Annotated in this window: 19 protein-coding genes; 12 read left to right on the forward strand and 7 right to left on the reverse strand. The window is 73.6% G+C overall.

Translation table 11 applies throughout. The features are described from left to right. Window positions 1–9: 9 nt before the first annotated feature. Window positions 10–879, reverse strand: a complete 870-nt coding sequence (locus tag K7862_RS04365) for a bifunctional DNA primase/polymerase (RefSeq protein ID WP_222960743.1) — start codon at window positions 877–879, stop codon at window positions 10–12. A gap of 254 nt (window positions 880–1,133) precedes the next feature. Between K7862_RS04365 and K7862_RS04370 the strand changes: the two genes are divergently transcribed. Beyond that, window positions 1,134–2,021, forward strand: coding sequence for a Bax inhibitor-1/YccA family protein (locus K7862_RS04370; protein WP_222960744.1), 888 nt, complete (start codon window positions 1,134–1,136; stop codon window positions 2,019–2,021). 143 nt (window positions 2,022–2,164) lie between these two features. Here the strand turns inward: K7862_RS04370 and K7862_RS04375 are convergent, their stop codons facing one another. Beyond that, window positions 2,165–2,398 (reverse strand): DUF4287 domain-containing protein, encoded by a 234-nt coding sequence (locus tag K7862_RS04375; RefSeq protein ID WP_222960745.1) that lies wholly within the window; start codon window positions 2,396–2,398, stop codon window positions 2,165–2,167. A 121-nt stretch (window positions 2,399–2,519) separates the two neighbouring features. On the opposite strand from K7862_RS04375, the gene K7862_RS04380 reads away from it, so the two are divergent. Continuing rightward, complete coding sequence (locus K7862_RS04380) at window positions 2,520–2,843, forward strand: hypothetical protein (RefSeq protein WP_222960746.1); 324 nt, start codon at window positions 2,520–2,522, stop codon at window positions 2,841–2,843. 64 nt (window positions 2,844–2,907) lie between these two features. Here the strand turns inward: K7862_RS04380 and K7862_RS04385 are convergent, their stop codons facing one another. From K7862_RS04385 to K7862_RS04395, 3 genes are all read right to left on the reverse strand, one after another. Next, window positions 2,908–3,729 carry a hypothetical protein gene (locus K7862_RS04385; protein ID WP_222960747.1) on the reverse strand — a complete coding sequence of 274 codons (822 nt, stop codon included), beginning with the start codon at window positions 3,727–3,729 and terminating at the stop codon, window positions 2,908–2,910. 672 nt (window positions 3,730–4,401) lie between these two features. Continuing rightward, window positions 4,402–5,622: an acetyl-CoA C-acetyltransferase gene (locus K7862_RS04390; protein ID WP_222960750.1), complete on the reverse strand. Its 1,221-nt coding sequence runs from the start codon at window positions 5,620–5,622 to the stop codon at window positions 4,402–4,404. Between the two features lie 133 nt (window positions 5,623–5,755). Continuing rightward, a complete protein-coding gene (locus K7862_RS04395) occupies window positions 5,756–6,844 on the reverse strand; it encodes an SGNH/GDSL hydrolase family protein (protein WP_222960751.1) in 1,089 nt (362 codons plus the stop codon). A 181-nt stretch (window positions 6,845–7,025) separates the two neighbouring features. Between K7862_RS04395 and K7862_RS04400 the strand changes: the two genes are divergently transcribed. Then, window positions 7,026–8,414, forward strand: coding sequence for a cystathionine beta-synthase (locus tag K7862_RS04400; protein ID WP_222960753.1), 1,389 nt, complete (start codon window positions 7,026–7,028; stop codon window positions 8,412–8,414). Window positions 8,415–8,747: 333 nt separating this feature from the next. Here the strand turns inward: K7862_RS04400 and K7862_RS04405 are convergent, their stop codons facing one another. Then, window positions 8,748–9,179, reverse strand: a complete 432-nt coding sequence (locus tag K7862_RS04405; protein WP_222960757.1) for a hypothetical protein — start codon at window positions 9,177–9,179, stop codon at window positions 8,748–8,750. A gap of 90 nt (window positions 9,180–9,269) precedes the next feature. Here K7862_RS04405 and K7862_RS04410 point away from each other — a divergent pair, with 90 nt between their 5' ends. The 5 genes from K7862_RS04410 to K7862_RS04430 all read left to right on the forward strand — a co-directional run bounded on the left by K7862_RS04410 (window position 9,270) and on the right by K7862_RS04430 (window position 15,468). Continuing rightward, entirely contained in the window at window positions 9,270–10,610 is a 1,341-nt protein-coding gene (locus K7862_RS04410; RefSeq protein ID WP_222960758.1) for an AMP-binding protein, read from the forward strand. Window positions 10,611–10,784: 174 nt separating this feature from the next. Continuing rightward, the gene (locus K7862_RS04415; protein ID WP_222960760.1) at window positions 10,785–12,956 is read left to right on the forward strand and encodes an MMPL family transporter; all 2,172 of its coding nucleotides are present in this window, start codon (window positions 10,785–10,787) and stop codon (window positions 12,954–12,956) included. A gap of 332 nt (window positions 12,957–13,288) precedes the next feature. Further along, on the forward strand, window positions 13,289–13,801 hold the full coding sequence (locus tag K7862_RS04420; protein WP_222960762.1) for a hypothetical protein: 513 nt from the start codon (window positions 13,289–13,291) through the stop codon (window positions 13,799–13,801). A 121-nt stretch (window positions 13,802–13,922) separates the two neighbouring features. Beyond that, on the forward strand, window positions 13,923–14,804 hold the full coding sequence (locus tag K7862_RS04425) for a MurR/RpiR family transcriptional regulator (protein ID WP_222960763.1): 882 nt from the start codon (window positions 13,923–13,925) through the stop codon (window positions 14,802–14,804). A 154-nt stretch (window positions 14,805–14,958) separates the two neighbouring features. After that, on the forward strand, window positions 14,959–15,468 hold the full coding sequence (locus K7862_RS04430) for a hypothetical protein (RefSeq protein WP_308011835.1): 510 nt from the start codon (window positions 14,959–14,961) through the stop codon (window positions 15,466–15,468). Between the two features lie 16 nt (window positions 15,469–15,484). Here K7862_RS04430 and K7862_RS04435 read toward each other — a convergent pair whose 3' ends face one another. Then, window positions 15,485–16,813 carry a type III PLP-dependent enzyme domain-containing protein gene (locus tag K7862_RS04435; protein ID WP_262412628.1) on the reverse strand — a complete coding sequence of 443 codons (1,329 nt, stop codon included), beginning with the start codon at window positions 16,811–16,813 and terminating at the stop codon, window positions 15,485–15,487. 125 nt (window positions 16,814–16,938) lie between these two features. On the opposite strand from K7862_RS04435, the gene hutU reads away from it, so the two are divergent. The 4 genes from hutU to hutI all read left to right on the forward strand — a co-directional run bounded on the left by hutU (window position 16,939) and on the right by hutI (window position 22,547). After that, the gene (hutU, locus tag K7862_RS04440) at window positions 16,939–18,603 is read left to right on the forward strand and encodes a urocanate hydratase (protein ID WP_222960766.1); all 1,665 of its coding nucleotides are present in this window, start codon (window positions 16,939–16,941) and stop codon (window positions 18,601–18,603) included. 137 nt (window positions 18,604–18,740) lie between these two features. Next, a complete protein-coding gene (locus tag K7862_RS04445; RefSeq protein WP_222960911.1) occupies window positions 18,741–19,937 on the forward strand; it encodes an allantoate amidohydrolase in 1,197 nt (398 codons plus the stop codon). Further along, window positions 19,928–21,286 (forward strand): formimidoylglutamate deiminase, encoded by a 1,359-nt coding sequence (locus tag K7862_RS04450; RefSeq protein WP_222960767.1) that lies wholly within the window; start codon window positions 19,928–19,930, stop codon window positions 21,284–21,286. The genes K7862_RS04445 and K7862_RS04450 overlap by 10 nt, the downstream gene beginning before the upstream one ends. A 52-nt stretch (window positions 21,287–21,338) precedes the next feature. Next, window positions 21,339–22,547 carry an imidazolonepropionase gene (gene hutI, locus K7862_RS04455; protein WP_222960768.1) on the forward strand — a complete coding sequence of 403 codons (1,209 nt, stop codon included), beginning with the start codon at window positions 21,339–21,341 and terminating at the stop codon, window positions 22,545–22,547. The last annotated feature ends 12 nt before the right edge of the window (window positions 22,548–22,559 follow it).

The raw sequence follows: 22,559 nt of genomic DNA on the forward strand, positions 1-22,559 counted from the left end.
GGGCCCTTTTCAGGGCTCCGCGGACGCCCGGAGGCGGCCCGCGGACGCCACCGTCGCGGCCGCCTCCCGCTCACTGAGGCCGGTGTGCACCGCGGCCGTGACGAGGGCGGGAGCGAGCGCCGCACCGAAGCCGGAGTCGTACGCCCGGCAGGCCGCCCAGAACAGCCGGCCGTTGCGCTCTCCTTCGTGTGAATCGAGCACGAACCGCACGAGCGCGGCCGCGCGCTTCTCCATCGGATGACGCGGCCTTTCGTCCTCCGGCTCGCGGAGCGGCGGTGGAGGCGGCGCCGCCAACTGCAGCAAAGTCGGCGGCGCCTCGGCCAGCGGATGGGCCCCGGTCCCCGGCGCCAGCAGATACCGGCCGGCCACGGTCCGGGAGCCCGGCCCGACCACGTAACCGCCGGTTCCGCGGATGTCGATGCCCGGCGCCAGCCGGCCCGCGGAGTTGGGCACCGGGCCCGGCGCGGTGAACCACAGGTGCCGGCCGCCGCTCGGCGTCAGCACGGTAACCGTTTGCGGCACGGTGAAGCCGTGCGATTCGGCCAAGGTCCGCAAGGCGGTAACCCCGTCGGTGCCGTGCTTGACGTCCAGGTCGACCCCGACGAGATGCAGTGGCGCCCGGCCGCACGCTATCCCGTAACCCGTCGCCCAGGGCGCGACCGCGAACAGCGCGCGGACGGCGGCCGGATCGGTGGTCGCGTCGTGCACGCCGTGGCCGGGGCGGCCGCACTCGCCGCGGCAGGCGGTCGTCCGCGCCTCGTCGCGGTGCGGCGAGCGTACGGCGGGGAGTTTGCTGCGGGACAGGGGGATGACGGGCAGGCCGCGCGCCGCCGTGATCAGGGCCGCGTGCAGCGCACGGGTGTGGTCGGGGCGTGGCATGGCCTGCTCCCTGGTGTTCGAACGCGTGTTCGTCTGCACTCCTCAGTGATACCGCGCCGGCCGCCTCACGTCCACCGCGTATGGCCGCGACGCGCGGGGGGCAGGGAAGCGGTGGCGAGGGGGTGGCCGGCGGGGGGGGGGGGTGACTGGGGGCCGTGACCGGGGGGAAGATCCTCCTCCAGGCGTACGCACGGCTTTTTGCCAAGCCATTACTCTTGAGGAACTGTCGCAGCACGCGGCCATGGAGGAGTGAGATGAGGAGCAGCAACCCGGTCTTCTCCCGGCGGGGTTTCACCCGCGGGAACGAGTACGCCGGATTCGGCACGGGTGCCCCGCAGGGCGGCAACCCCCAGTACAGCGGCAACCCGTACGCCGCGCAGGGCGGCGGCCCCGCCCAGCCGCGCAACCCGTACGACCAGGCGCAGCCCCTGTCTCCCCAGCAGCTCGAGGAGATGTACACCGCTCCGGCGGCCGGCCCCGCGCAGACCGGCCGGATGACGATGGACGACGTCGTGGTGCGCACGGCGATGACGCTGGGCACGGTGGTGCTCGGTGTGGTCGTCGGCTGGTTCGCGCTCGGCGACCACGTCGGGATCGCCTTCGGCGCGGCCTTCGTGGCCTTCGTGCTGGCGATGGTCCAGTCGTTCAAGCGCGTGCCGTCGCCCGCGCTGATCCTCGGCTACGCCATTTTCGAGGGCGTCTTCCTCGGTGTGCTCAGCCGGGTCTACAACGACGCCTGGCAGGGCGCGCCCGTGCAGGCCGTGCTCGGCACGATGGCGGTCTTCGCCGGCATGCTCATCGCCTACAAGGCGCGGATCATCCGCGTCACCGCCCGCTACCAGCGGATCGGCATGGCGATGGCCATCGGCTTCATCCTGGCCATGTTCGTCAACCTGCTGTTCGCCGCGTTCGGCAGCGGTGACGGCCTGGGCCTGGCCACCGGCGGCCTCGGCATCGTCTTCGCGCTGCTGGGCATCGCCCTGGGCGCGTTCTTCCTGTCGCTGGACTTCAAGCAGGTCGAGGACGGCATCCGTTACGGCGCCCCGCGCAACGAGTCGTGGCTGGCCGCGTTCGGCCTGACGCTCTCGCTGGTGTGGATCTACCTCGAACTGCTGCGGCTGATCGCGATCCTGCGCGACTGACACGCCGGCCGCGGCCGGACACTGGACGGACGGCCGTGCTGTTCGAACGGCGAACGGGCCGCTGGGAAGCAGGTGCTTCCCGGCGGCCCGTCGGCGTCGGTGAGAGGGGTGTGTTCGGAGGAGGGGGCCCGGGGGGCCCGGTTCTACAGGAGGTTGCGGGCGGCCCGGCGCAGGTCGTACTCATGGACCAGAGCCTTGGCGTAGCCGTAGGAGAGGTCGTGCTCGCTGCGGAGCCAGCTCACCTTCTCGTCGAAGCGGAGGAACGACGGGCCGTCGGCGACGGCGCGCAGCCAGTCGCTGACCTCGCGGCCTGTGCATTGGGGAATGCGGTCGAGCAGGTTCCGGTGGGTTTCGTCGGAGAAGTGCGTTTGGGACATCGGCGCCTCCGGTATGTGGTCCGGTCACCCCACCGTGCCCGAATGGTCGGGTGTTGGCAACCATCCGACGCCACCGGAAAGGCGTGCGGGTCGCGTCCCGCGCGCCGGTAAGGTCACCGGTATGCCGGATCGCGCCACCTTGCACACCGCCGTCGAACGTCTCGCCGGCCGGCTGCGGTCGCTGCCGCAGCGCCGCCTGCAGGCGGGAGCGGCGGCCGAAGGACTCGAACTCGCCCGCTGGCTGGCGTCCCAGGCGCAGTCGCTGGAGTTCCCCGGGCGCGAGCCGTATGTCGTCCCGGACGACGGGATCTTCGTCGTCGGCGACCAGCTGGCCGTCGCCGGGCACGAGTTGAACGCGGCTCTGGAGGCGGGGCCGGAGGGCGGGGCCGCGGTGCTGACGGAGGCGCTGGAACGCGTCGCGCGCGCCGCGAAGGCCGTGGGCTGAGTCCGGCAGGAGGTCCTGCGACAGGTCCCGGGGGACGTCCGGCGGGGCCGGGTGCCGTCGCGCGTCAGAGCGAGGCGACGACCCGGTCGGCGAGGACGTACACGCTCTCCTCGCCCACGGCGAAGGTGAGCGCGTACGCGCCGGCTATCGCGGAGCCGCCGCGCAGCACCGGCACCTCCCCGCGGTCCAGTGCCTCGGAGAGCCGCAGGGCGGTCTCGCGGTGGCCGGGGGTCATGCACAGCGTGGTGCCGTCGGCGAACACGTACACGTCGAGGGTGCCGAGCGGGCCCGGCCGCACGTCGGCGAGCGGGATGCGCGCGTCGGCGAGATCCGAGAGCCGTTCCGCGGTCTGGTCGCGGGAGGCCACGACCGAGGACGGTACGAAGTCCGGTCCCGACGGGTGCGGGATCATGCCGGGCTTGGGCAGCGTGGCCTCGGTCGCCTCCGGCTCCGACGCCGCGTCGGCGGCCGCCTCGGCGCCGGAGTCGAGCCCGGCGAAGTCCGCCTGGCGCGGCAGGTAGGGGAGCACCGGCGGGATCTCGTAGTCAGGGGAGTCCGGCAGGTCGGCGGGGTCGGGGAGGCCGGCCGAGCCGTACAGGCCGCCGCGGAAGAATCCGGTGTCACCGGCCGCCTCGCGGGCCTCCTGCTCGGCCCAGAACGCGCGGGCCTCCGTGAGTTCCCGCTCCCGCTCGTCGGCAAGGGCGCCGGCCACGGCGGCACGGATGTCGGTGGTGGCGTCCCGCGGGGCCGGCACGCGGAGGGCGGCGAGTTCGCGGCGCAGTGCGGACAGCTCACGGCGTACACCGCGGGCGGAAAGCAGCGCGGCGGAACCCGCGGCCACGGCGAGACCCGCGGCCACCAGCAGGACGGTGAAGTTGACACTCACTGACGTACTCCCGACTGATGCGACCCGAGCACTGCCCACCGTTTGGGTGGGTGAAACATTCCCTCACGTCACTCTGCCGGTAAACCCCTGGCCCGCGCAGTGCGGAACGTCATGAATTGAACGGGTCTGCGCCGACGGCCATGTGCCGACGGGAGTTCCTGACCTGCACAAACGAGTCGCCCCCGGGAGAAATGACGTCCCGGGGGCGATTTCATTGCGACTTATGTCACACCGCATGCGGCTTGCATGCGCACCATAACGGTGCGTGCAAAGGTGCAGGTGAAAGAGGAGGTGAACAAGGCTGCTCGGATGCCCTGCCCGGCAGGTGGCGCCCTCGTTCCTCGGGCGACCCCTACCGTCCGCCGCGGCTCAGCTCAGCCGCTCCAGCTTTGTGGTCGCGTTGAGCTTCGCCTTCGCGTCCGGCAGGTGCCGCCCTCGTTCCTCGGGCGACCCCTACCGTGCGCCGCGGCTCAGCTCAGCCGCTCCAGCTTTGTGGTCGCGTTGAGCTTCGCCTTCGCGTCCGGCAGGTGCCGCCCTCGTTCCTCGGGCGACCCCTACCGTCCGCCGCGGCTCAGCTCAGCCGCTCCAGCTTTCTGGTCGCGTTGAGCTTCGCCTTCGCGTCCGGCAGGTGCCGCCCTCGTTCCTCGGGCGACCCCTACCGTCCGCCGCGGCTCAGCTCAGCCGCTCCAGCACCATCGCCATGCCCTGGCCGCCGCCCACGCACATCGTCTCGAGGCCGAACTGCTTGTCGTGGAACTGGAGGCTGTTGATGAGCGTGCCGGTGATGCGCGCGCCGGTCATGCCGAAGGGGTGGCCGACGGCGATCGCGCCGCCGTTGACGTTCAGCCGGTCGAGGTCGATGCCGAGGTCCCGGTAGGACGGGATGACCTGCGCGGCGAACGCCTCGTTGATCTCGACCAGGTCGATGTCGCCGATGGACATCCCCGCCCGCTTCAGGGCCTGCCGCGACGCCTCGACCGGGCCGTAGCCCATGATCTCCGGGGACAGCCCGGAGACGCCGGTGGAGACCACCCGGGCCAGCGGGGTGATGCCCAGCTCGCGGGCCTTGGTGTCGGACATGACGACCAGCGCGGCGGCGCCGTCGTTCAGCGGGCAGCAGTTGCCCGCGGTGACCGTGCCGTCGGGGCGGAACACCGGCTTCAGGCCCGCCACGCCCTCCAGGGTGACGCCCGCGCGGGGGCCGTCGTCCTTCGCCACCACCGTGCCGTCCGGCAGCGTCACCGGCGTGATCTCGCGCTCCCAGAAGCCGTTGGCGAGCGCCGCCTCGGCCAGGTTCTGCGAGCGGACGCCGAACTCGTCCTGATCCTGCCGGGTGATGCCCTTGAGTGCCGCGAGGTTCTCCGCGGTCTGGCCCATCGCGATGTAGGCGTCCGGCACGGCGCCGTCCTCGCGCGGGTCGTGCCACTCCCCGCCGCCCTGCTCGGCGCGCTTGGCGGTGCGCGCCTGGGCGTCGGCGAACAGCGGGTTCATCGTGTCGGGCAGGCTGTCGGAGTTGCCCTTCACGAACCGGGAGACCATCTCGACGCCGGCCGAGACGAACACGTCGCCCTCGCCCGCCCGGATCGCGTGCAGCGCCATCCGGGTCGTCTGCAGGGACGAGGAGCAGTAGCGGGTGACGGTGCAGCCCGGCAGGTGGTCCATGCCCATCCGCACGGCCACGATCCGGCCCAGGTTGAAGCCCTGCTCGCCGCCGGGCAGTCCGCAGCCCAGCATCAGGTCGTCGATCTCCCGCGGGTCCAGCTGCGGGACCTTGGCCAGCGCGGTCTGGATGATGGTGGCGGCCAGGTCGTCGGGGCGCAGCTCCTTGAGCGAGCCCTTGAAGGCGCGTCCGATGGGTGAACGGGCGGCTGAGACGATGACGGCTTCGGGCATCGCGGCACTCCTCGGCGGCTGCGGCGGGACTCGGTCGGCGGACTCCCCAGGAAGTTACCCGCAGGTATCGCGACGCGTCACCGGACGGTCGCTGTGATGCGGGCTACTTTCTGAGCGCTTGCTTACCCCGATGCTACGCCGACCGGTGCGCCGCACCCCCCGCCGCGTCCGACTCCGCCGTGTCCTGCCGCTCCGGCTCAGCGGCCGCCCCCGCGGCGTCCTGCTGCGGCTGCTCCTGGTCCAGCAGGCGGCGCCGCCGCCGCTTCAGCAGCGCCCAGCGGCCGCGCGGGCCGCTGCCGGCCGAGGCCGGGACGACCTCGGTGCCGCCCTCGGAGGCCGCCGCCGCGGCCGCCTGGGCGACCGGCAGGATGTCCTCGCCGCGCCGGGCGTCCAGCCGCTCGTCCGGCTCCGGCCAGAGCCCCAGCGAGGCGCACAGGGTCGGGAACACGGCCATGGCGGCCGTGGCGTAGCCCTCGGCCGAGGGGTGGTAGTTGTCCGGCCCGAACAGCTCGCGCGGCCGGGCCTCGAACTCGGGGCCCAGCAGATCCCCGAGCGACACCGTGCGCCCGCCCAGCCCGACCACCGCGATGGTCTGTGCGGCGGCGAGCTGGCGGCTCGCCCGGCGGGCCAGCCAGCGCAGCGGCTGGTAGACCGGCTCGACGGAGCCCAGATCAGGGCAGGTGCCGACCACCACCTCGGTGCCGGCCTCCCGCAGCCGCCCCACCGCGTCCGACAACAGCCGCACCGAGGTGGCCAGCCGCATCCGGTGGGTGACGTCGTTGGCGCCGATCATGATCACCGCGACGTCCGGCGGCGGGACCGAGGAGTCCAGCAGCAGGGCCACCTGGCGGGCCAGGTCGTCGGACTTCGCGCCCGGCAGCGCCACGTTCACCAGCTTCACCGGCCGCTCGGCGACCGCCGCGAGACCCGACGCCAGCAGCGCCCCCGGGGTCTCCCGGGCCCGGCGCACCCCCTGGCCCGCGGCCGTGGAGTCCCCCAGGAAACCCAGCCGCAGCGCGGGCTCGTCGGTGCGGTCGGCGAACGCCGAGCCGTACCGGCCGTCCGCACGCGGCGGCGTCGCGTCGAAGCCGCCGACGACCCGCTTGGCCAGCCGCGCCTCGGTCAGCAGCAGCCCGACGGCCGCTCCGCCGAGCAGGCTGATCCCGCCACCGCCGTACGCCGCCGCGGTCGCGATCCGCCGTGCCACCCTCGCCCTCGACATCGACCAGGCCACCTTCCTGTGCTCGGGCCGTACACCAACCTGGTGCCCCGCGGAGCTTCGTCACCAACGTCAACGCCCACCGGAGCGCGGACGTTTCGCGCGGCCCGCCGACTGCACCCATGCGGCCCGCCGACCGCACCAATAGGCTGGCCGCACCATCACGGAGAACCCGGAGACTACGGTGCAGTTTCACGACTCGATGATCAGCCTTGTCGGCAACACCCCGCTGGTGAGGCTCAACAGCGTGACCGAGGGCATCCAGGCGACGGTCCTGGCCAAGGTCGAGTACTTCAATCCCGGCGGTTCGGTGAAAGACCGCATCGCGCTGCGCATGATCGAGGCCGCGGAACGCAGCGGCGAGCTCAAGCCGGGCGGCACCATCGTCGAGCCCACCTCGGGCAACACCGGCGTGGGCCTGGCCATCGTCGCCCAGACGAAGGGGTACCACTGCATCTTCGTCTGCCCGGACAAGGTCTCCATGGACAAGATCAACGTCCTGCGGGCCTACGGCGCCGAGGTCGTGGTCTGCCCGACCGCCGTCGACCCCGAGCACCCGGACTCGTACTACAACGTCTCCGACCGGCTGGTCCGGGAGACGCCCAACGCCTGGAAGCCCGACCAGTACAGCAACCCCAACAACCCGCTGTCGCACTACCACTCCACCGGGCCCGAGCTGTGGGAGCAGACCGACGGCCGGATCACCCACTTCGTGGCGGGCGTCGGCACCGGCGGCACCATCTCCGGCACCGGCCGGTACCTCAAGGAGGTCAGCGACGGCCGGGTGCAGGTGGTCGGCGCGGACCCCGAGGGCTCGGTCTACAGCGGCGGCTCGGGCCGTCCCTACCTGGTCGAGGGCGTCGGCGAGGACTTCTGGCCCACCGCCTACGACCGCGAGGTGGCGGACGAGATCGTGGCGGTCTCGGACAAGGACTCCTTCCAGATGACCCGCCGGCTGGCCAAGGAGGAGGGCCTGCTGGTCGGCGGCTCCTGCGGCATGGCGGTCGTCGCCGCGCTCGAGGTCGCCGAGCGGCTCGGCCCGGACGACGTGGTCGTCGTGCTGCTGCCGGACAGCGGCCGCGGCTACCTGTCGAAGATCTTCAGCGACGAGTGGATGAGCTCGCACGGCTTCCTCGACGAGGGGGAGGGCGAGCCCCGGGTCGCCGACGTGCTGGCCAACAAGCAGGGCACCATCCCCAACCTGGTCCACATGCACCCCGACGAGACGGTCGGGCAGGCCATCGAGGTGCTGCGCGAGTACGGCGTGTCGCAGATGCCGGTGGTCAAGCCGGGCGCCGGGCACCCGGACGTGATGGCCGCCGAGGTGGTCGGCTCGGTCGTCGAGCGGGACCTGCTGCACGCGCTGTTCACCAAGCGCGCCACGCTGGAGGACCCGCTGGACAAGCACATGTGCCGTCCGCTGCCGCAGGTCGGCTCCGGCGAGCCGGTGGGCGACCTGATGAGCGTCCTGGAGAGCGCCGACGCGGCGATCGTGCTGGTCGAGGGCAAGCCGACGGGTGTGGTCAGCCGGCAGGACCTGCTGGCCTTCCTGGCCGGTCACGGCGCCGCCTGAGGCGCGGGGGAGGCGGGAGCCGCCGTCCGGGCCAGGGTTCGTGGAAGTGGTACACCCCCGACACGTCCGCGCAGCACGCGCTTAACAAGGCTCCGGCACATTGGGTGATGTCGCACCGGGCGGTGAACACCGGGGGGCCGTGGGGGACCCGCGGTGATCCGGCCGGCGCGGCGCACCGACGGCACCAGGGCATCCGGAGCGGCTCCCGGACCCCATGGTCGCCCGGGACGCGCCCGGCCCTGACCGGCCCGCGTCCCCGCGGGAACCGCCGTCGTCCCGTCCTCCGAGCGTGTCTCGGAGGTGCGGCGGTTCCCGCCTCCCTCCCTCCTGGTCCTACGACCAGTCGTCCCTGTCCTGCTTGGAGTCCTGCTTGGACCTCCGGCCGAACAGGCCGCCCACGCTCTGGGCGACGTTGACGCCGACGATGCCCGCCCAGGTGATGAACAGCCCGGCCGCTCCCGCCTGGACCGCGCTGATGGCCGACAGCGGGATGGCCAGGATCAGGGTGAAGCCGGCGAACCCGTAGCGCGCGAAACCCGCTCCGGCCCGCGGCGGCCCGATCGGGCGGCGGTCGGCGCGGGCGAACGAGGTCTGCTGCTGGGCGAGTTCGCGGCGCACCCGCTGCTCGACATGGCTGTCGACACGCTGGGCCACTTTCTCCATGAACGAGTCGACCAGTTCCGACTCGTACTCCTCCCCGAGGGCCTTGCGCGCCTGCAAGGTGGCGGAGAGTTCCTTGTTCAGTTCCGGGTCGCGGGCGTCCATGGCCCCACCGTAGGGACCGGGGGGTGTGGGCGACACTGGGGTTAGCCCCCGACTTCCTCGGGGGTCTGCCGTCCTTGAGGAGGATCCGCGATGCCCCACACGCCTGTGCTCACCGCGCTGCGGGCCGGCACGGACGGACGGGACCGGGAGGACGCCGTCACCGTCGACGGGCGCTCCTGCGGCTACGAGGAACTGCTGGGCGCGGCGGGCGCGGTCGCCCGGCGCGCCGCCGGCACCAAGGCGTTCGCGATCGAGGCCGGCCCGAGCCTGGAGACGGTGGCCGCCGCGGTCGGCGCGCTGCTCGCGGGCGTGCCGATGGTGCCGATCGCCCCCGACGCGGGCCCCGCCGAACGCGAGCACATCCTGCGCGACTCCGGCGCCGAGGTGCTGCCGGTGGACTTCCGCGAGCGCGCCGACTTCGCCGGGGAGCCGGCCGGACCGGCCGCGCTGGTGCTGTACACCTCCGGCACCACCGGTCCGCCCAAGGGCGTGGTCGTCGGGCGGGACGCCATCGCGGCCGACCTCGACGGCCTCGCCGCGGCCTGGGCGTGGACGGCGGAGGACACCCTGGTCCACGGACTGCCGCTGTTCCACGTGCACGGCCTGGTGCTGGGCGTGCTCGGCGCGCTGCGCACCGGCAGCCGCCTGGTGCACACCGGCCGGCCCACCCCCGCGGCCTACGCGGCCGCCGGCGGCAGCCTGTACTTCGGCGTGCCCACGGTCTGGCACCGGGTGGTCCGTGACGAGCCGGCGGCCCGGGCGCTGTCGGGCGCGCGCCTGCTGGTGTCGGGCAGCGCGGCCCTGCCGGCGCCGGTCTTCCACGGCCTGCGCGAACTCACCGGCCACGAGCCGGTGGAGCGGTACGGCATGACGGAGTCGCTGATCACGGTCAGCGCCCGCGCCGCCGGCCCCCGGCGGCCGGGCGCGGTCGGCACCCCGCTGCCGGGGATCACCACCCGGATCGCCGAGTCCGCGGACGGCATCGGCGAACTCCAGCTCCAGGGGCCCACCCTGTTCGACGGCTACCTGGGCCGCCCGGACGCCACCGCGGCCGCGTACACGCCCGACGGCTGGTTCCGCACCGGCGACATCGCGTCGATCGACGAGGACGGCACCCACCGGATCGTCGGCCGCGCCTCCACGGACCTGATCAAGTCCGGCGGTTACCGCATCGGCGCGGGCGAGGTGGAGAACGCCCTGCTGGCCCATCCCGCGGTCACCGAGGCCGCCGTCGTCGGCGCGCCGCACGCCGACCTCGGGCAGCAGATCGTGGCGTACGTGGTCGCCGAGGGTGTCGGGGAGCAGGAGCTGACGGACTTCGTGGCGTCCCGGCTGTCGGTGCACAAGCGGCCCCGCCAGGTGCGCTTCCTCGCCGCGCTGCCGCGCAACGCCATGGGCAAGCCACAAAAGAGGTTGCTGCCGCCGCTCTGACCGGATAGGCGTAGGGCAGGCCCCGGAGTTTCTCCTTGCCGGTCGGCAAGTAGGCTTTGTGGCTCACCAACCGAACACGTCAACACCGGACGGCGACCCCCGTCCGGGTCGCCGATACCCGGGAACCGCTCCGAAGGGTGGCGGTGATACGTCCTGCCATGGAGGCAGCACCGCATGTTCCACCGCATCGGACGCACTGTCGTCCGCCATCCCGTATGGACGATCGTGGCGTGGGTGATCGCCGCCGTCGCGATCGTCGCCACCGCGCCGAGCCTGCCGTCCAACAGTGACGAGAGCAGCTTCCTGCCGAGCAGCTACGAGTCGATCAAGGCGATGAACCTCCAGGAGAAGGCCTTTCCCCAAGCCTTCACCCCGGCCGCGATCGTGCTCTACCAGCGCACCGACGGCAAGCCGCTGACCACCGCCGACAAGTCCGACGTCGCGCGGATCACCAAGGGCCTGACCGACAAGAAGATCGACCAGGTCCAGAAGATCGTCGACGGCAGTCCCTCCAAGGACGGCAAGTACGACACCGCGCTGGTCCAGATGGACAAGAAGTCGGTGGGCCAGCCCAAGCAGGCCGACGCCGCCAAGGCGCTGCGCACCGACTCCACCCAACTGGCCAAGGGCACGGCCCTGAAGGTCCTCGTCGGCGGTCAGGCCGCACAGGGCCTGGACCAGCAGGACGCCGGCAAGACGTCGGACGCCGTCGCGCTGTTCGGCTCGCTGCTGATCATCATCGCGACCCTGTCGATCATCTTCAGGTCACCCTTGGTGGCGATCATGCCGCTTGTGCTGCTGATCGGCGTGGTCTTCACGGTCGCCAACGCGCTGATCGCCGACGCCACCAAGATCTTCGGACTCCAGGCGAACAGCTCGATCCAGGCCCTGCTGATCGTGGTGGTGCTGGGCGTCGGCACCGACTACTTCCTGTTCCTGATGTTCCGGTACCGCGAACGGCTGCGCGCCGGTGACGAACCCAAGCAGGCGATGATCAACTCCGTCGCCCGGGTCGGCGAGGCGATCGCCTCGGCGGCCGGCGCGGTCATCATCGCCTTCTGCGCGCTGGCCCTGTCCACGCTCGGGTTCCTCACCCAGCTCGGCCCGGCGCTGGCCATCCTGGTGGCCGTCACCCTGGTCGCGGGTCTGACGCTCTTCCCGGCGATCTGCTCGCTGATCCCGCCGCGGGTGCTGTTCTGGCCCGGCAAGAAGTGGCGCGAGGAGCCCTCCGGCACCCGGTACGCGTCCCTCGGCCGCCTGATGGCCCGCAAGCCGGCGATGGTCGCGATCGTCTCCGGCGCGGTGATGCTGGTGCTGGCGATCGGCACCTTCGGCTACAAGGCGTCCTACGACCTGGCCTCCGGCTCCATCCCCAAGACCAAGGAGTCGATGGTCGTCCAGGACACCCTGTCCACGGCGTACTCCGCCGGCGCGGCCGAGCCGACCAACGTCTACCTCACCAGCAAGGACGGCAAGGCGCTGTCCGGCGACCTGAACGCCTTCGCCGCGCAGCTGCGCGGTGTGAACGGCGTGGCGAGCGTCGCCTTCGACCAGGCCAAGGACGTCAACAAGGCCGGCACCACCGCGAACTACACGGTGACGCTGAAGTACGAGGCCTCCTCCGACCAGGCCATCGCCACGGTCGGCGACGTCCGCACGGTCGCGCACAAGGACGCGCCTCCCGGCACCGAGGCGCTGGTCGGCGGTTCGTCGTCGATCTTCAAGGACATCAACGCGGCGGTGAACCACGACTACCGCACGGTCTTCCCGGTGGCCGCGGTGCTCATCATGGTGATCCTCGGCCTGCTGCTGCGCAGCGTCGTCGCGCCCTGGTACCTCATCGCGTCCGTGGGTCTCGGCTTCGGCGCGACGCTCGGCACCACGGTGTGGATCTTCGGCCGCGGCGACGGGCTGATCTTCCTGCTGCCGATCATCATGTACCTGTTCGTGGTGGCGATCGGCACGGACTACAACATCCTGATGATCGCCCGGCTCAGGGAAGAGGCCCAGGAGGGCCGGCAGCCGCGTGAGGCGGCCAGCGAGGCACTCAAGCACGCGGGTCCGACGATCGGCGCGGCCGGCTTCATCCTCGCCGCGACCTTCGCCACCCTGATGCTCTCCGGCAACGACTTCCTGACGGAGATGGGCTTCACGGTCGCGTTCGGCATCCTGGTCGCCGCGTTCGTGATGGCCATGTTCTTCACGCCGAGCCTCACCGCCCTGATCGGGCACGCGGCGTGGTGGCCGGGCCACGCGGACCGGGCGAAGAGCGTGCCGCAGGCGGGTGCCGGGCACGGTCCGCAGGACCCGCGCGACCTGGAGCTGGACGAGTCCCAGCGCCGGTGATCCCGCCGCGCCCGGCGGCGGTCCCCTGAACTCCCCCGGGAGGCGGGGCCGCTGCCGGTTCTGCGATCGAGTTTGTGGCCGGGTCTGCGGCCGGGTCTGCGGCCGGGACGGGTTGTCCACAGGGGCCGGGCAGGTGTCGATCACCTGCCCGGCCCTTTCGGCTACTCTGACGGGACATCGGCGGTTGCACAGAGTGACGGCGGGTGCGCGGGGGCGAGCGTGAGGGTGAGCCCTCGCGCGGGGTCACGGACGCGGGCGCTCGGGCGCGGGTGTCCAGGGGATCCCGGGGGCTGGCGGTCACGGGGGAGCCGGGGAGAACGGGGGAGGGCGTGATGGGGGATGTGACGCGGCGGGCGGAGAGCCGGGCCGGGCGCGGCCGGGCGGCGGAGCCCGCACAGGTGGCCGTGGCTGTCCCGGTGCCGGTGCCGGTGCCGGTGCCGGGGCCGCGCTGGCGGCGCTGGGTGCTGGTGGCGCCGGGGCTCGCCCTGGTGGGGGTGGTTCTGCTCCTCGCCACGGCGCTGGTGGACGACCGGCACGGCGAACGGGCCTCGGCGCTGTGCCACCACCTGCCGGTGCCATGGACGCTGTTCGCGACGGCGTGGATGTCGCTGGTGTGCGGCGTGGCGGCGGTCGTGGTGTGCGTGCTCTTCTTCAGGGCGGCGCGGCGGGCGGGTCAGCAGGGAGCGGAGTGCTGGCAGGGGACCCTGGCGGTCTGCATATGCGCGGGCGACGCGCTGGCCCTGCTCTTCGAGGCCGTCGCGGTCTACGGGGTGCACGCCGAGGCCGGGGAGCCGTACTGGAGTTGCGCGGGGGCGCGGGTGCTGGGCGCGGTGCTCGGGGGCTGAGCCCGGCGGGGTGCCGGGCGGGGTCGGCGGGCTTGCCGGACTGCATATCTTCATGCAGAGTCAAGGGCGACTGAATAGCAACCGGTGGCGGCCGGACGGACAAGGCCAGGGACGGACGACGATGGGCAGCGGGGACGACGCCACGGGCGGTACGGACACCGGCGGTGGGACGGGCCAGGCATCGGGCCGCCTGCTGCGGCTGTTCGAGGCGCACCGGCTCACCCCGACCCAGCGGCGCATCGCGCACTGCCTGGTGCGCAAGGCGGACGAGGCGCCGTTCCTGTCCAGCGTCGAGGTGGCCGAACTCGCGGGCGTCAGCCAGCCGTCCGTGACGCGGTTCGCCGTCGCCCTCGGCTTCGACGGCTATCCCGCGCTGCGCCGGCACCTGCGGGAGGTCGCCCCGGTCGCGGCGGCGCCCGAGGCCGCCGGTTTCAACGAGTACCAGCAGGCCGTGCACGCCGAGATCGAGAACCTGCGGCTGCTCGCGACGCTGCTCGCGGACCCCGAGCCGGTCGCCCGGGCCGGGGCGCTGCTGGCCGCGTCCCGCCCGCTGCCGGTCGTGGGGCTGCGGGCGGCGGGCGCCCAGGCCCGCGGGTTCGCCTACTTCGCGGCCAAGGTCCATCCGGACGTGCGGCTGCTCGACGAGGGCGGCACGATGCTCGCCGACCGCCTCGACGCGGCGGTGCGGGCCGGGGCCAGCGCGCTGCTGTGCTTCGCCCTGCCGCGGCACCCGCGGGAGACCGTGGACGCGCTCGCCTACGCGCGGGAGTCCGGGCTGACCGTGGTCACGGTGGCCGACAGCGCCTTCGCGCCGGTGGCCGCGCACAGCGACCTGCTGCTGCCCGCGGCCGTCGGCACCGGACTGGCCTTCGACACCGCGTGCGCGCCGATGCTGCTGGGCCGGGTCCTGCTGGAGTCGATGTGCGACGACCTGCCGGACGCCCAATCCCGGCTGGAGGAGTTCGACGCGCACGCCGCCGCCCGCGGCGTGTTCGTGGACTGAGGTCCCGGCGCGCCGCGGCCCGCCGCCCGCCGCGGGCGGCGGTACTCCGTTTCCTCACGAGAATCTGAGAAACGCCCCGTACTCTCCCCAGCACACATGACGGTGACGAAGGAGGGAGCGCGGCGTGGTGCGCGGGGCCTACACATTGGCACGGGTGGCCGTGACGGTACGCGCGGCCGGGAGCTGGCTGTGGTGGCTGGGCGTGGTCGCGGCGGTGCCGGGCACGGCGGTGACGTTCAGCCCGGCCGGGCGGCGGATCGGGGTGATGGCGGGCGCGGCCCTGTTCATCGTGGCCGCGGCGGCGGCCTACCTGATACGCGGCGGGCGGTACGAGGCGCGGGCCCGGGCGGCGTCCCGGGCCGCCAAGTCGGTGTACCTGCAGGACCGCAGGGTCACCGTCCGCACCTGGGTGCGGCGCCGCCGGTGGTGGCTGCTGCTGGTGTTCCTGGTGGCCCTGGGCTCCAGCGCGCTGCTGCCCTGCGCGGGCGGCATGCTGCTGGGCGGCGTCGGGGCGGGCCTGTGGGCCAGGTCGCTGCGCCTGGCCCGGCTGGAGCGGGCCCAGGACGCGCTGCTGTGGGTGCGCCCCGACGGCGACCGGACGGCCTACCAGCTCACCGGCATCGCCGCCGGTGACGCGGGCCCCGGCGGCGGCCGCCGCCGCTGAGACCCCGCGCGGGCGCTCAGTTGCCGCGGCGCAGCGGCGGCAGCGCGCCGCCGCTCTCCGCGATCAGCTCGGCCTCGGACTGCGCGGTGCGCACCGGCGCGAACTCCACGGTGCCGTCCGCACGGACGGCGTAGCCGTGGACGGCGGGGCGGGGCAGCGAGTTGTAGGCGAAGTGGTTGGAGAAGTAGTAGGCGCCGGTGTCCAGCAGGGCCACGTGGTCGCCGGCCTCCAGCAGCGGCAGCGGGCGCCCGGTGGCGACCAGGTCGCCGGCGAAGCAGCAGGGGCCGGCGACGTCCTGGACCACCGGGTCGCCGGATTTCTCCTGGCCCTTGGCGTCCAGCGCCAGCACCCGCAGCGGCCAGGCGTCGGGCACGAACACCGTGCGGGTGGCGACCTGGGCGCCGGCGTGTGTGACCGCGATCGGCCGCCCGCCCGCGGACTTGGCGTACTCCACGCGCGCCAGCACGGTGCCGTTCTTGGCCAGCAGGGAGCGGCCGAACTCGGTGACCAGGCCGTAGCGCCCGTCGAAGAGCCCGGGCACCTCGGCCCGCAGCAGGTCCGCGTAGTCCGCGAAGGACGGCGTCGTGTCGTCCGAGCCGAAGTTGACGGGCAGGCCGCCGCCGATGTCCAGGACGGTGACCTGCTGCCGGCGGGCCGCGGCGTTGATCCGCTCGGCCAGCTCGTACGCGGCCTTCACCCCGGCGGCCATCAGCTCCAGCGGCACGCCCTGCGAACCGGTGTGGGTGTGCAGGCGGTTGAGCCACGGGCGCTCGGCGTAGGCGCGCAGCACCCACTCCTCGGCGCCCGGGTCGCGCAGTGCCACGCCGAACTTCGAGGTGGCCGTCGCGGTGCTCATCGCGCCGATGCTGCCCGCGCCGATCTGCGGGTTGACCCGCAGCCCGACCGGGGAGCCGGAGCCTTCGGCTCCGGCGCGCAGGGCGTCGATGCGGGCGAGCTCCTCGGGGTTGTCGGCGTTGAGGGCGATGCCCAGGGCGAGGGCCTCGCGCAGTTCGGCGACGGTCTTGGCGGGGGAGTCCAGCACGATGCGGTCGGCCGGGATGCCCGCGGCGCGGGCCAGCGCCAGTTCGCCGGGGCTGGCGACCTCGGCGCCCAGCCCGCACTCGCCGAGCAGGGCGAGCACCGGCACCAGGGACGCGGCCTTGACGGCGAAGGTGTGGGTGATCATCACGCCGGGCGTGGCGAACGCGGCGTGCAGGGACGTCGCCGACTCCTCGATGCCCGTGATGTCCAGCAGGCCCACCACCGGTTCCCGCTCGCCGACCAGCCCGTGCTCCACCGCGGCACGCAGCGCGTGCTCCCGCCGTATCCCCAGCTCACCGTTCATGACCGCCATCCCATCACCTCGTCTCGCGGAGCCGCCACCCGGTCCACTGGGCGGACCTTGTTGACTAAAGCTATTCACCGAACCAGGATGTGAATGGACAACATCACGACGAGGAGGCCGGACCGATGACGGGACCGAGGCCGGTGCGCGCACCGCGCGGCACGGAACTCAGCGCACAGGGATGGCAGCAGGAAGCCGCGCTGCGGATGCTGCAGAACAACCTCGACCCCGAGGTCGCCGAGCACCCGGACAAGCTGGTCGTCTACGGCGGCTCCGGCAAGGCCGCCCGCGACTGGAACTCCTTCGACGCGATGGTCCGCACCCTGCGCGGCCTGAAGCAGGACGAGACGATGCTCGTCCAGTCCGGCCGCCCGGTCGGCGTCATGCAGACCCACGAGTGGGCGCCTCGCGTGCTCATCGCGAACTCCAACCTGGTCGGCGACTGGGCGAACTGGGAGGAGTTCCGCCGCCTGGAGGCGCTCGGCCTGACGATGTACGGGCAGATGACCGCGGGCTCGTGGATCTACATCGGCACCCAGGGCATCCTGCAGGGCACCTACGAGACGTTCGCCGCCGTCGCCGAGAAGAAGTTCGGCGGCAGCCTGGCCGGGACCATCACCCTGACCGCCGGACTCGGCGGCATGGGCGGCGCCCAGCCGCTGGCCGTCACCATGAACGGCGGCGTGGTGCTGTGCATCGACTGCGACCCGCGGGCCATCACCCGCCGCATCGAGCACCGCTACCTCGACGTGCGGGCCGACTCCCTCGACCACGCGCTGACCCTGGCCACCCAGGCCCGCGACGAGCGCCGGCCGCTGTCGATCGGCGTCCTGGGCAACGCCGCCGAACTGGTGCCGCAGCTCCTGGCGATGGGCGCCCCGATCGACATCGTCACCGACCAGACCTCGGCCCACGATCCGCTGGCGTACCTTCCGCTGGGCGTCGACTTCGACGACATGGCCGCCCTGGCCGCCGAGAAGCCCGCCGAGTTCACCCAGCGCGCCCGGGAGTCGATGGCCCGGCACGTGGAGGCCATGGTCGGCTTCCAGGACGCGGGCGCCGAGGTCTTCGACTACGGCAACTCCATCCGCGGCGAGGCCCAGCTCGCGGGCTACGAGCGGGCGTTCGCCTTCCCCGGCTTCGTCCCCGCCTACATCCGGCCGCTGTTCTGCGAGGGCAGGGGCCCGTTCCGCTGGGCCGCGCTGTCCGGCGACCCCGCGGACATCGCGGCCACCGACCGGGCGATCCTCGACCTGTTCCCGGAGAACGAGTCGTTGGCCCGCTGGATCCGCATGGCCGGCGAGCGGGTCCACTTCCAGGGCCTGCCCGCCCGCATCTGCTGGCTGGGCTACGGCGAGCGCGACCGGGCCGGCGAGCGCTTCAACGAGATGGTCGCCGACGGCACCCTGAAGGCGCCGATCGTCATCGGCCGCGACCACCTGGACTGCGGCTCGGTGGCCTCCCCCTACCGGGAGACCGAGGCGATGCTCGACGGCTCCGACGCGATCGCGGACTGGCCGCTGCTCAACGCGATGGTCAACGTCGCCTCCGGCGCCTCGTGGGTGTCCATCCACCACGGCGGCGGCGTCGGCATCGGCCGCTCGATCCACGCCGGGCAGGTCACCGTCGCCGACGGCACCGCGCTGGCCGGCGAGAAGATCCGCCGGGTGCTCACCAACGACCCCGGCATGGGCGTCATCCGCCACGTCGACGCCGGTTATGACCGGGCCGACGAGGTCGCCGCCGACCGCGGGGTGCGCGTGCCCATGCGGGAGGGCGGCGGCCAGTGACGGGCGGCACGCACGACGCGGCGGGCAGCGGCGCGGGGGCCTCCTCCGCGCCGGAGCCCGCGGGCACCAGGGCCGCCGACGGCACCGGCACCGCCCACGGCACGGCGCCGGGCACGGGCGGCAGCGGCTTCCACCAGATGTGGCGGGACCTGCGCGCCATCGGCCGGCACGCCGGGTCCGGCGGCTACCGCCGCTACGCCTGGACCGCGGCCGACACCGACTGCCGGGCCTGGTTCCGCCAGGAGGCCGCCGCCCGCGGCCTCGCCCACGAGGTCGACCGCAACGGCAACCAGTGGGCGTGGCTCGGCGACCCCGCCCAGGGCGACGCCGTCGTCACCGGCTCGCACCTGGACTCGGTGCCGGACGGCGGTGCCTTCGACGGGCCGCTGGGCGTCGTCTCGGCGTTCGCCGCCGTCGACGAGCTGCGCGCCCGCGGAGCCCGCCCGGCCAGGCCGCTCGCCGTGGTGAACTTCGGCGACGAGGAGGGGGCCCGCTTCGGGCTCGCCTGCGTCGGCTCCCGCCTGACGGCCGGTCAGCTCACCCCGGAGCAGGCACGGGAGCTGCGCGACGCCGACGGCGTCAGCCTGCCGCAGGCGATGGAGGCCGCGGGCCACGACCCGGACGCGATCGGCGCGGACCCCGAACGCCTCGCCCGCGTCGGCGCGTTCGTCGAGCTGCACATCGAGCAGGGCCGCGCGCTCGACCTCGGCGACAGCCCGGTCGGCGTGGCCTCCGCGATCTGGCCGCACGGCCGCTGGCGGTTCGACTTCCACGGCCAGGCCAACCACGCCGGCACCACCCGGCTCGAGGACCGCCACGACCCGATGCTGACGTACGCCACCACCGTGCTCGCCGCCCGCAAGAAGGCGCGGCTGGCCGGGGCGCTGGCGACCTTCGGCAAGGTCGCCGTCGAGCCCAACGGCGTCAACGCCATCGCCTCCCTCGTCCGCGGCTGGCTCGACTCGCGGGCCGCCGACGAGGACACGCTGGCCGCCGTGGTCGGCGCCATCGAGCAGGCGGCACGCGAACGCGGCGCCCGCGACGGCGTCGACGTGCAGGTCACCCGGGAGTCCTTCACCCCGGTGGTGGAGTTCACACACGAACTGCGTGACCGAATCGCCTGCCTGGTCAGCGGGGACGCCCCGGCACCCGTCCTGCCCACCGGCGCGGGACACGACGCCGGAATCCTCTCCGCGGCCGTGCCGACCGCCATGCTGTTCGTACGCAACCCCACCGGCATCTCGCACTCCCCGGCGGAATCGGCGGCCGAGGACGACTGCGTCGCGGGGGTGACGGCACTGGCCGACGTACTGGAGGGTCTCGCGTGCAGGTGACGTACTGGCTGGAACACGCCTGGCTCGGCACTCATGTCGAACCGGGAGTGGCCCTGACCGCGGACGACGGACGGATCACCGAGGTGCGCACCCAGGTGCCCGCCCCGCCGCCCGGGGCGACCGCGCTGCGCGGCCTGACCGTGCCGGGCCTGGCCAACGCCCACAGCCACGCCTTCCACCGCGCCCTGCGCGGCACCGTGCAGGTCGGCTCCGGGACCTTCTGGACCTGGCGCGAGATCATGTACTCGGTCGCGTTCCACCTCACCCCCGAGTCCTACTTCGAGCTGGCCCGGGCGGTGTACGGGGAGATGGCGCTGGCCGGCATCACCTGCGTCGGGGAGTTCCACTACCTGCACCACCAGCCCGACGGCACGCCCTACGGCGACCCCAACGCCATGGGCGAGGCGCTGATCGCCGCCGCCGCGGAGGCGGGCATCCGGATCACCCTGCTGGACACCGCCTACCTGCACGGCGGGCTGATCCGCGGCGGCTACCGCCCGCTGGAGGGCGCCCAGCAGCGGTTCGGCGACGGCACCGCCGACCGCTGGTACGAGCGCTGGTCCCAGCTCAAGGGCGCCGACCACGCCAGGATCGGCGCGGCCCTGCACTCGGTGCGGGCGTTCTCCGACCGCGACGGCTACCGGAAGTTCGCGCAGTGGACCCGCGAGGTGCCCACCCACATCCACCTGTCCGAACAGCCGGCCGAGAACGAGGCGTGCGTCGCCGTCCACGGCCGCACGCCCGCCCGCCTGCTCGCCGACTCCGGCTTCTGGGGCCCGCACACCACCGCCGTCCACGCCACCCACCTCACCGGCGAGGACATCTCGCTGCTCGGGCGCGCCAACAGCACCGTGTGCATGTGCCCCACGACCGAACGGGACCTCGCCGACGGCATCGGCCCGGCGCCGCAACTGCGGCGGGCCGGCGCCCGGCTGAGCCTGGGCAGCGACAGCCACGCGGTGATCGACATCCTGGAGGAGGCGCGGGCGCTGGAGCTCGACGAGCGGCTGCGCAGCCGCACCCGCGGCCACTGGACCTCCGCCCAGCTCCTGCGCGCCGCCACCGAGGACGGCCACGCGTGCCTGGGCTGGCCCGAGGCCGGGCGGCTGGAGACCGGCGCGCTCGCCGACTTCACCACCGTCGCGTTGGACTCGGTGCGCACCGCGGGCCCGCGGCCCCGGCTCGCCGCCGAGGCCGTGGTGTTCGCCGCGAGCGCCGCCGACGTGCGGCACACCGTCGTCGGCGGCCGCCAGATCGTGCGCGACGGCGTCCACCAGCTCATCGACGACGTGCCGGCCGCGCTGGCCACGGCGATCGCCGCCGCCACCGGCGGCGCCCCGACCCGCTGACCCCACCCCGGGCGGGCCCCGCGGCCCGCCCGCGAAACGGAGAACGACGGCCATGACGGCCAGCACGCTCATCACCCACATCGGCAGCCTGGTCACCAACGACCCGAACCTGCCCGGCGCCGATCCCGCCTCCGGTCCGCTCGGACTGCTGCGGGACGCCGCGGTCGTCGTCGACGGCGACCGCGTCGCCTGGGTCGGGCCGGCCGCCGGCGCGCCCGCGGCCGACGGCGTCGACGACGTCTTCGACGCGGAGGGCCGGGCGATGCTCCCGGGCTTCGTCGACTCCCACTCCCATCTGGTCTTCGCGGGCGACCGCACCGCGGAGTTCGCCGCGCGGATGTCCGGCCGCCCCTACACCGCGGGCGGCATCCGCACCACGGTCGCCGCGACCCGCGCCGCCTCGGACGCCGAACTCTCCGCCACCGTCGGCCGGTTCCTGGCCGAGGCGCTGCGGCAGGGCACCACCACCGTGGAGACCAAGTCCGGCTACGGCCTCACCACCCACGACGAGGCCCGCGCCCTGCGCGTCGCCCGCGAGCACACCGACGAGACGACGTACCTGGGCGCGCACATCGTCGCCCCGGAGTTCGCCGACGACCCGGCGGGCTACGTGGCCCTGGTCACCGGCGAGATGCTGGACGCCTGCGCCCCGCACGCCCGCTGGGTCGACGTCTTCTGCGAGCGGGGGGCCTTCGACGGCGACCAGGCCCGGGCGATCCTCACGGCCGGCCAGGCCCGCGGGCTGACCCCCCGGGTGCATGCCAACCAGCTCACCCACGGCCCCGGCGTCCAGCTCGCGGTGGAGCTCGGCGCCGCGTCCGCCGACCACTGCACGCACCTGACCGGCCAGGACGTCGACGCGCTCGCCGGCAGCGACGGCGCCACGGTGGCGACGCTGCTGCCCGGCGCGGAGTTCTCCACCCGCGCCGTCTACCCCGACGCCCGCCGGCTGCTCGACGCCGGCGTGACGGTCGCGCTGTCCACCGACTGCAACCCCGGCTCGTCCTTCACCAGCTCGATGCCGTTCTGCGTGGCCGTCGCCGTCCGCGACATGGGCATGACTCCGGACGAGGCGGTGCACGCCGCCACGTACGGCGGCGCGCGGGCGCTGCGGCGCACCGACGTCGGCGTGGTGAGTCCCGGCGCCCGGGCCGACCTGCTGCTGCTCGACGCGCCCAGCCACGTCCACCTCGCCTATCGCCCGGGGGTGCCCCTCACGAGCGCCGTGTGGCGGGCCGGGCAACTCGCCCACCGCGCCTGAGCGGCCCCGCGG

The sequence above is a fragment of the Actinacidiphila acidipaludis genome (assembly GCF_019890725.1).
Taxonomy (GTDB): domain Bacteria; phylum Actinomycetota; class Actinomycetes; order Streptomycetales; family Streptomycetaceae; genus Actinacidiphila; species Actinacidiphila acidipaludis.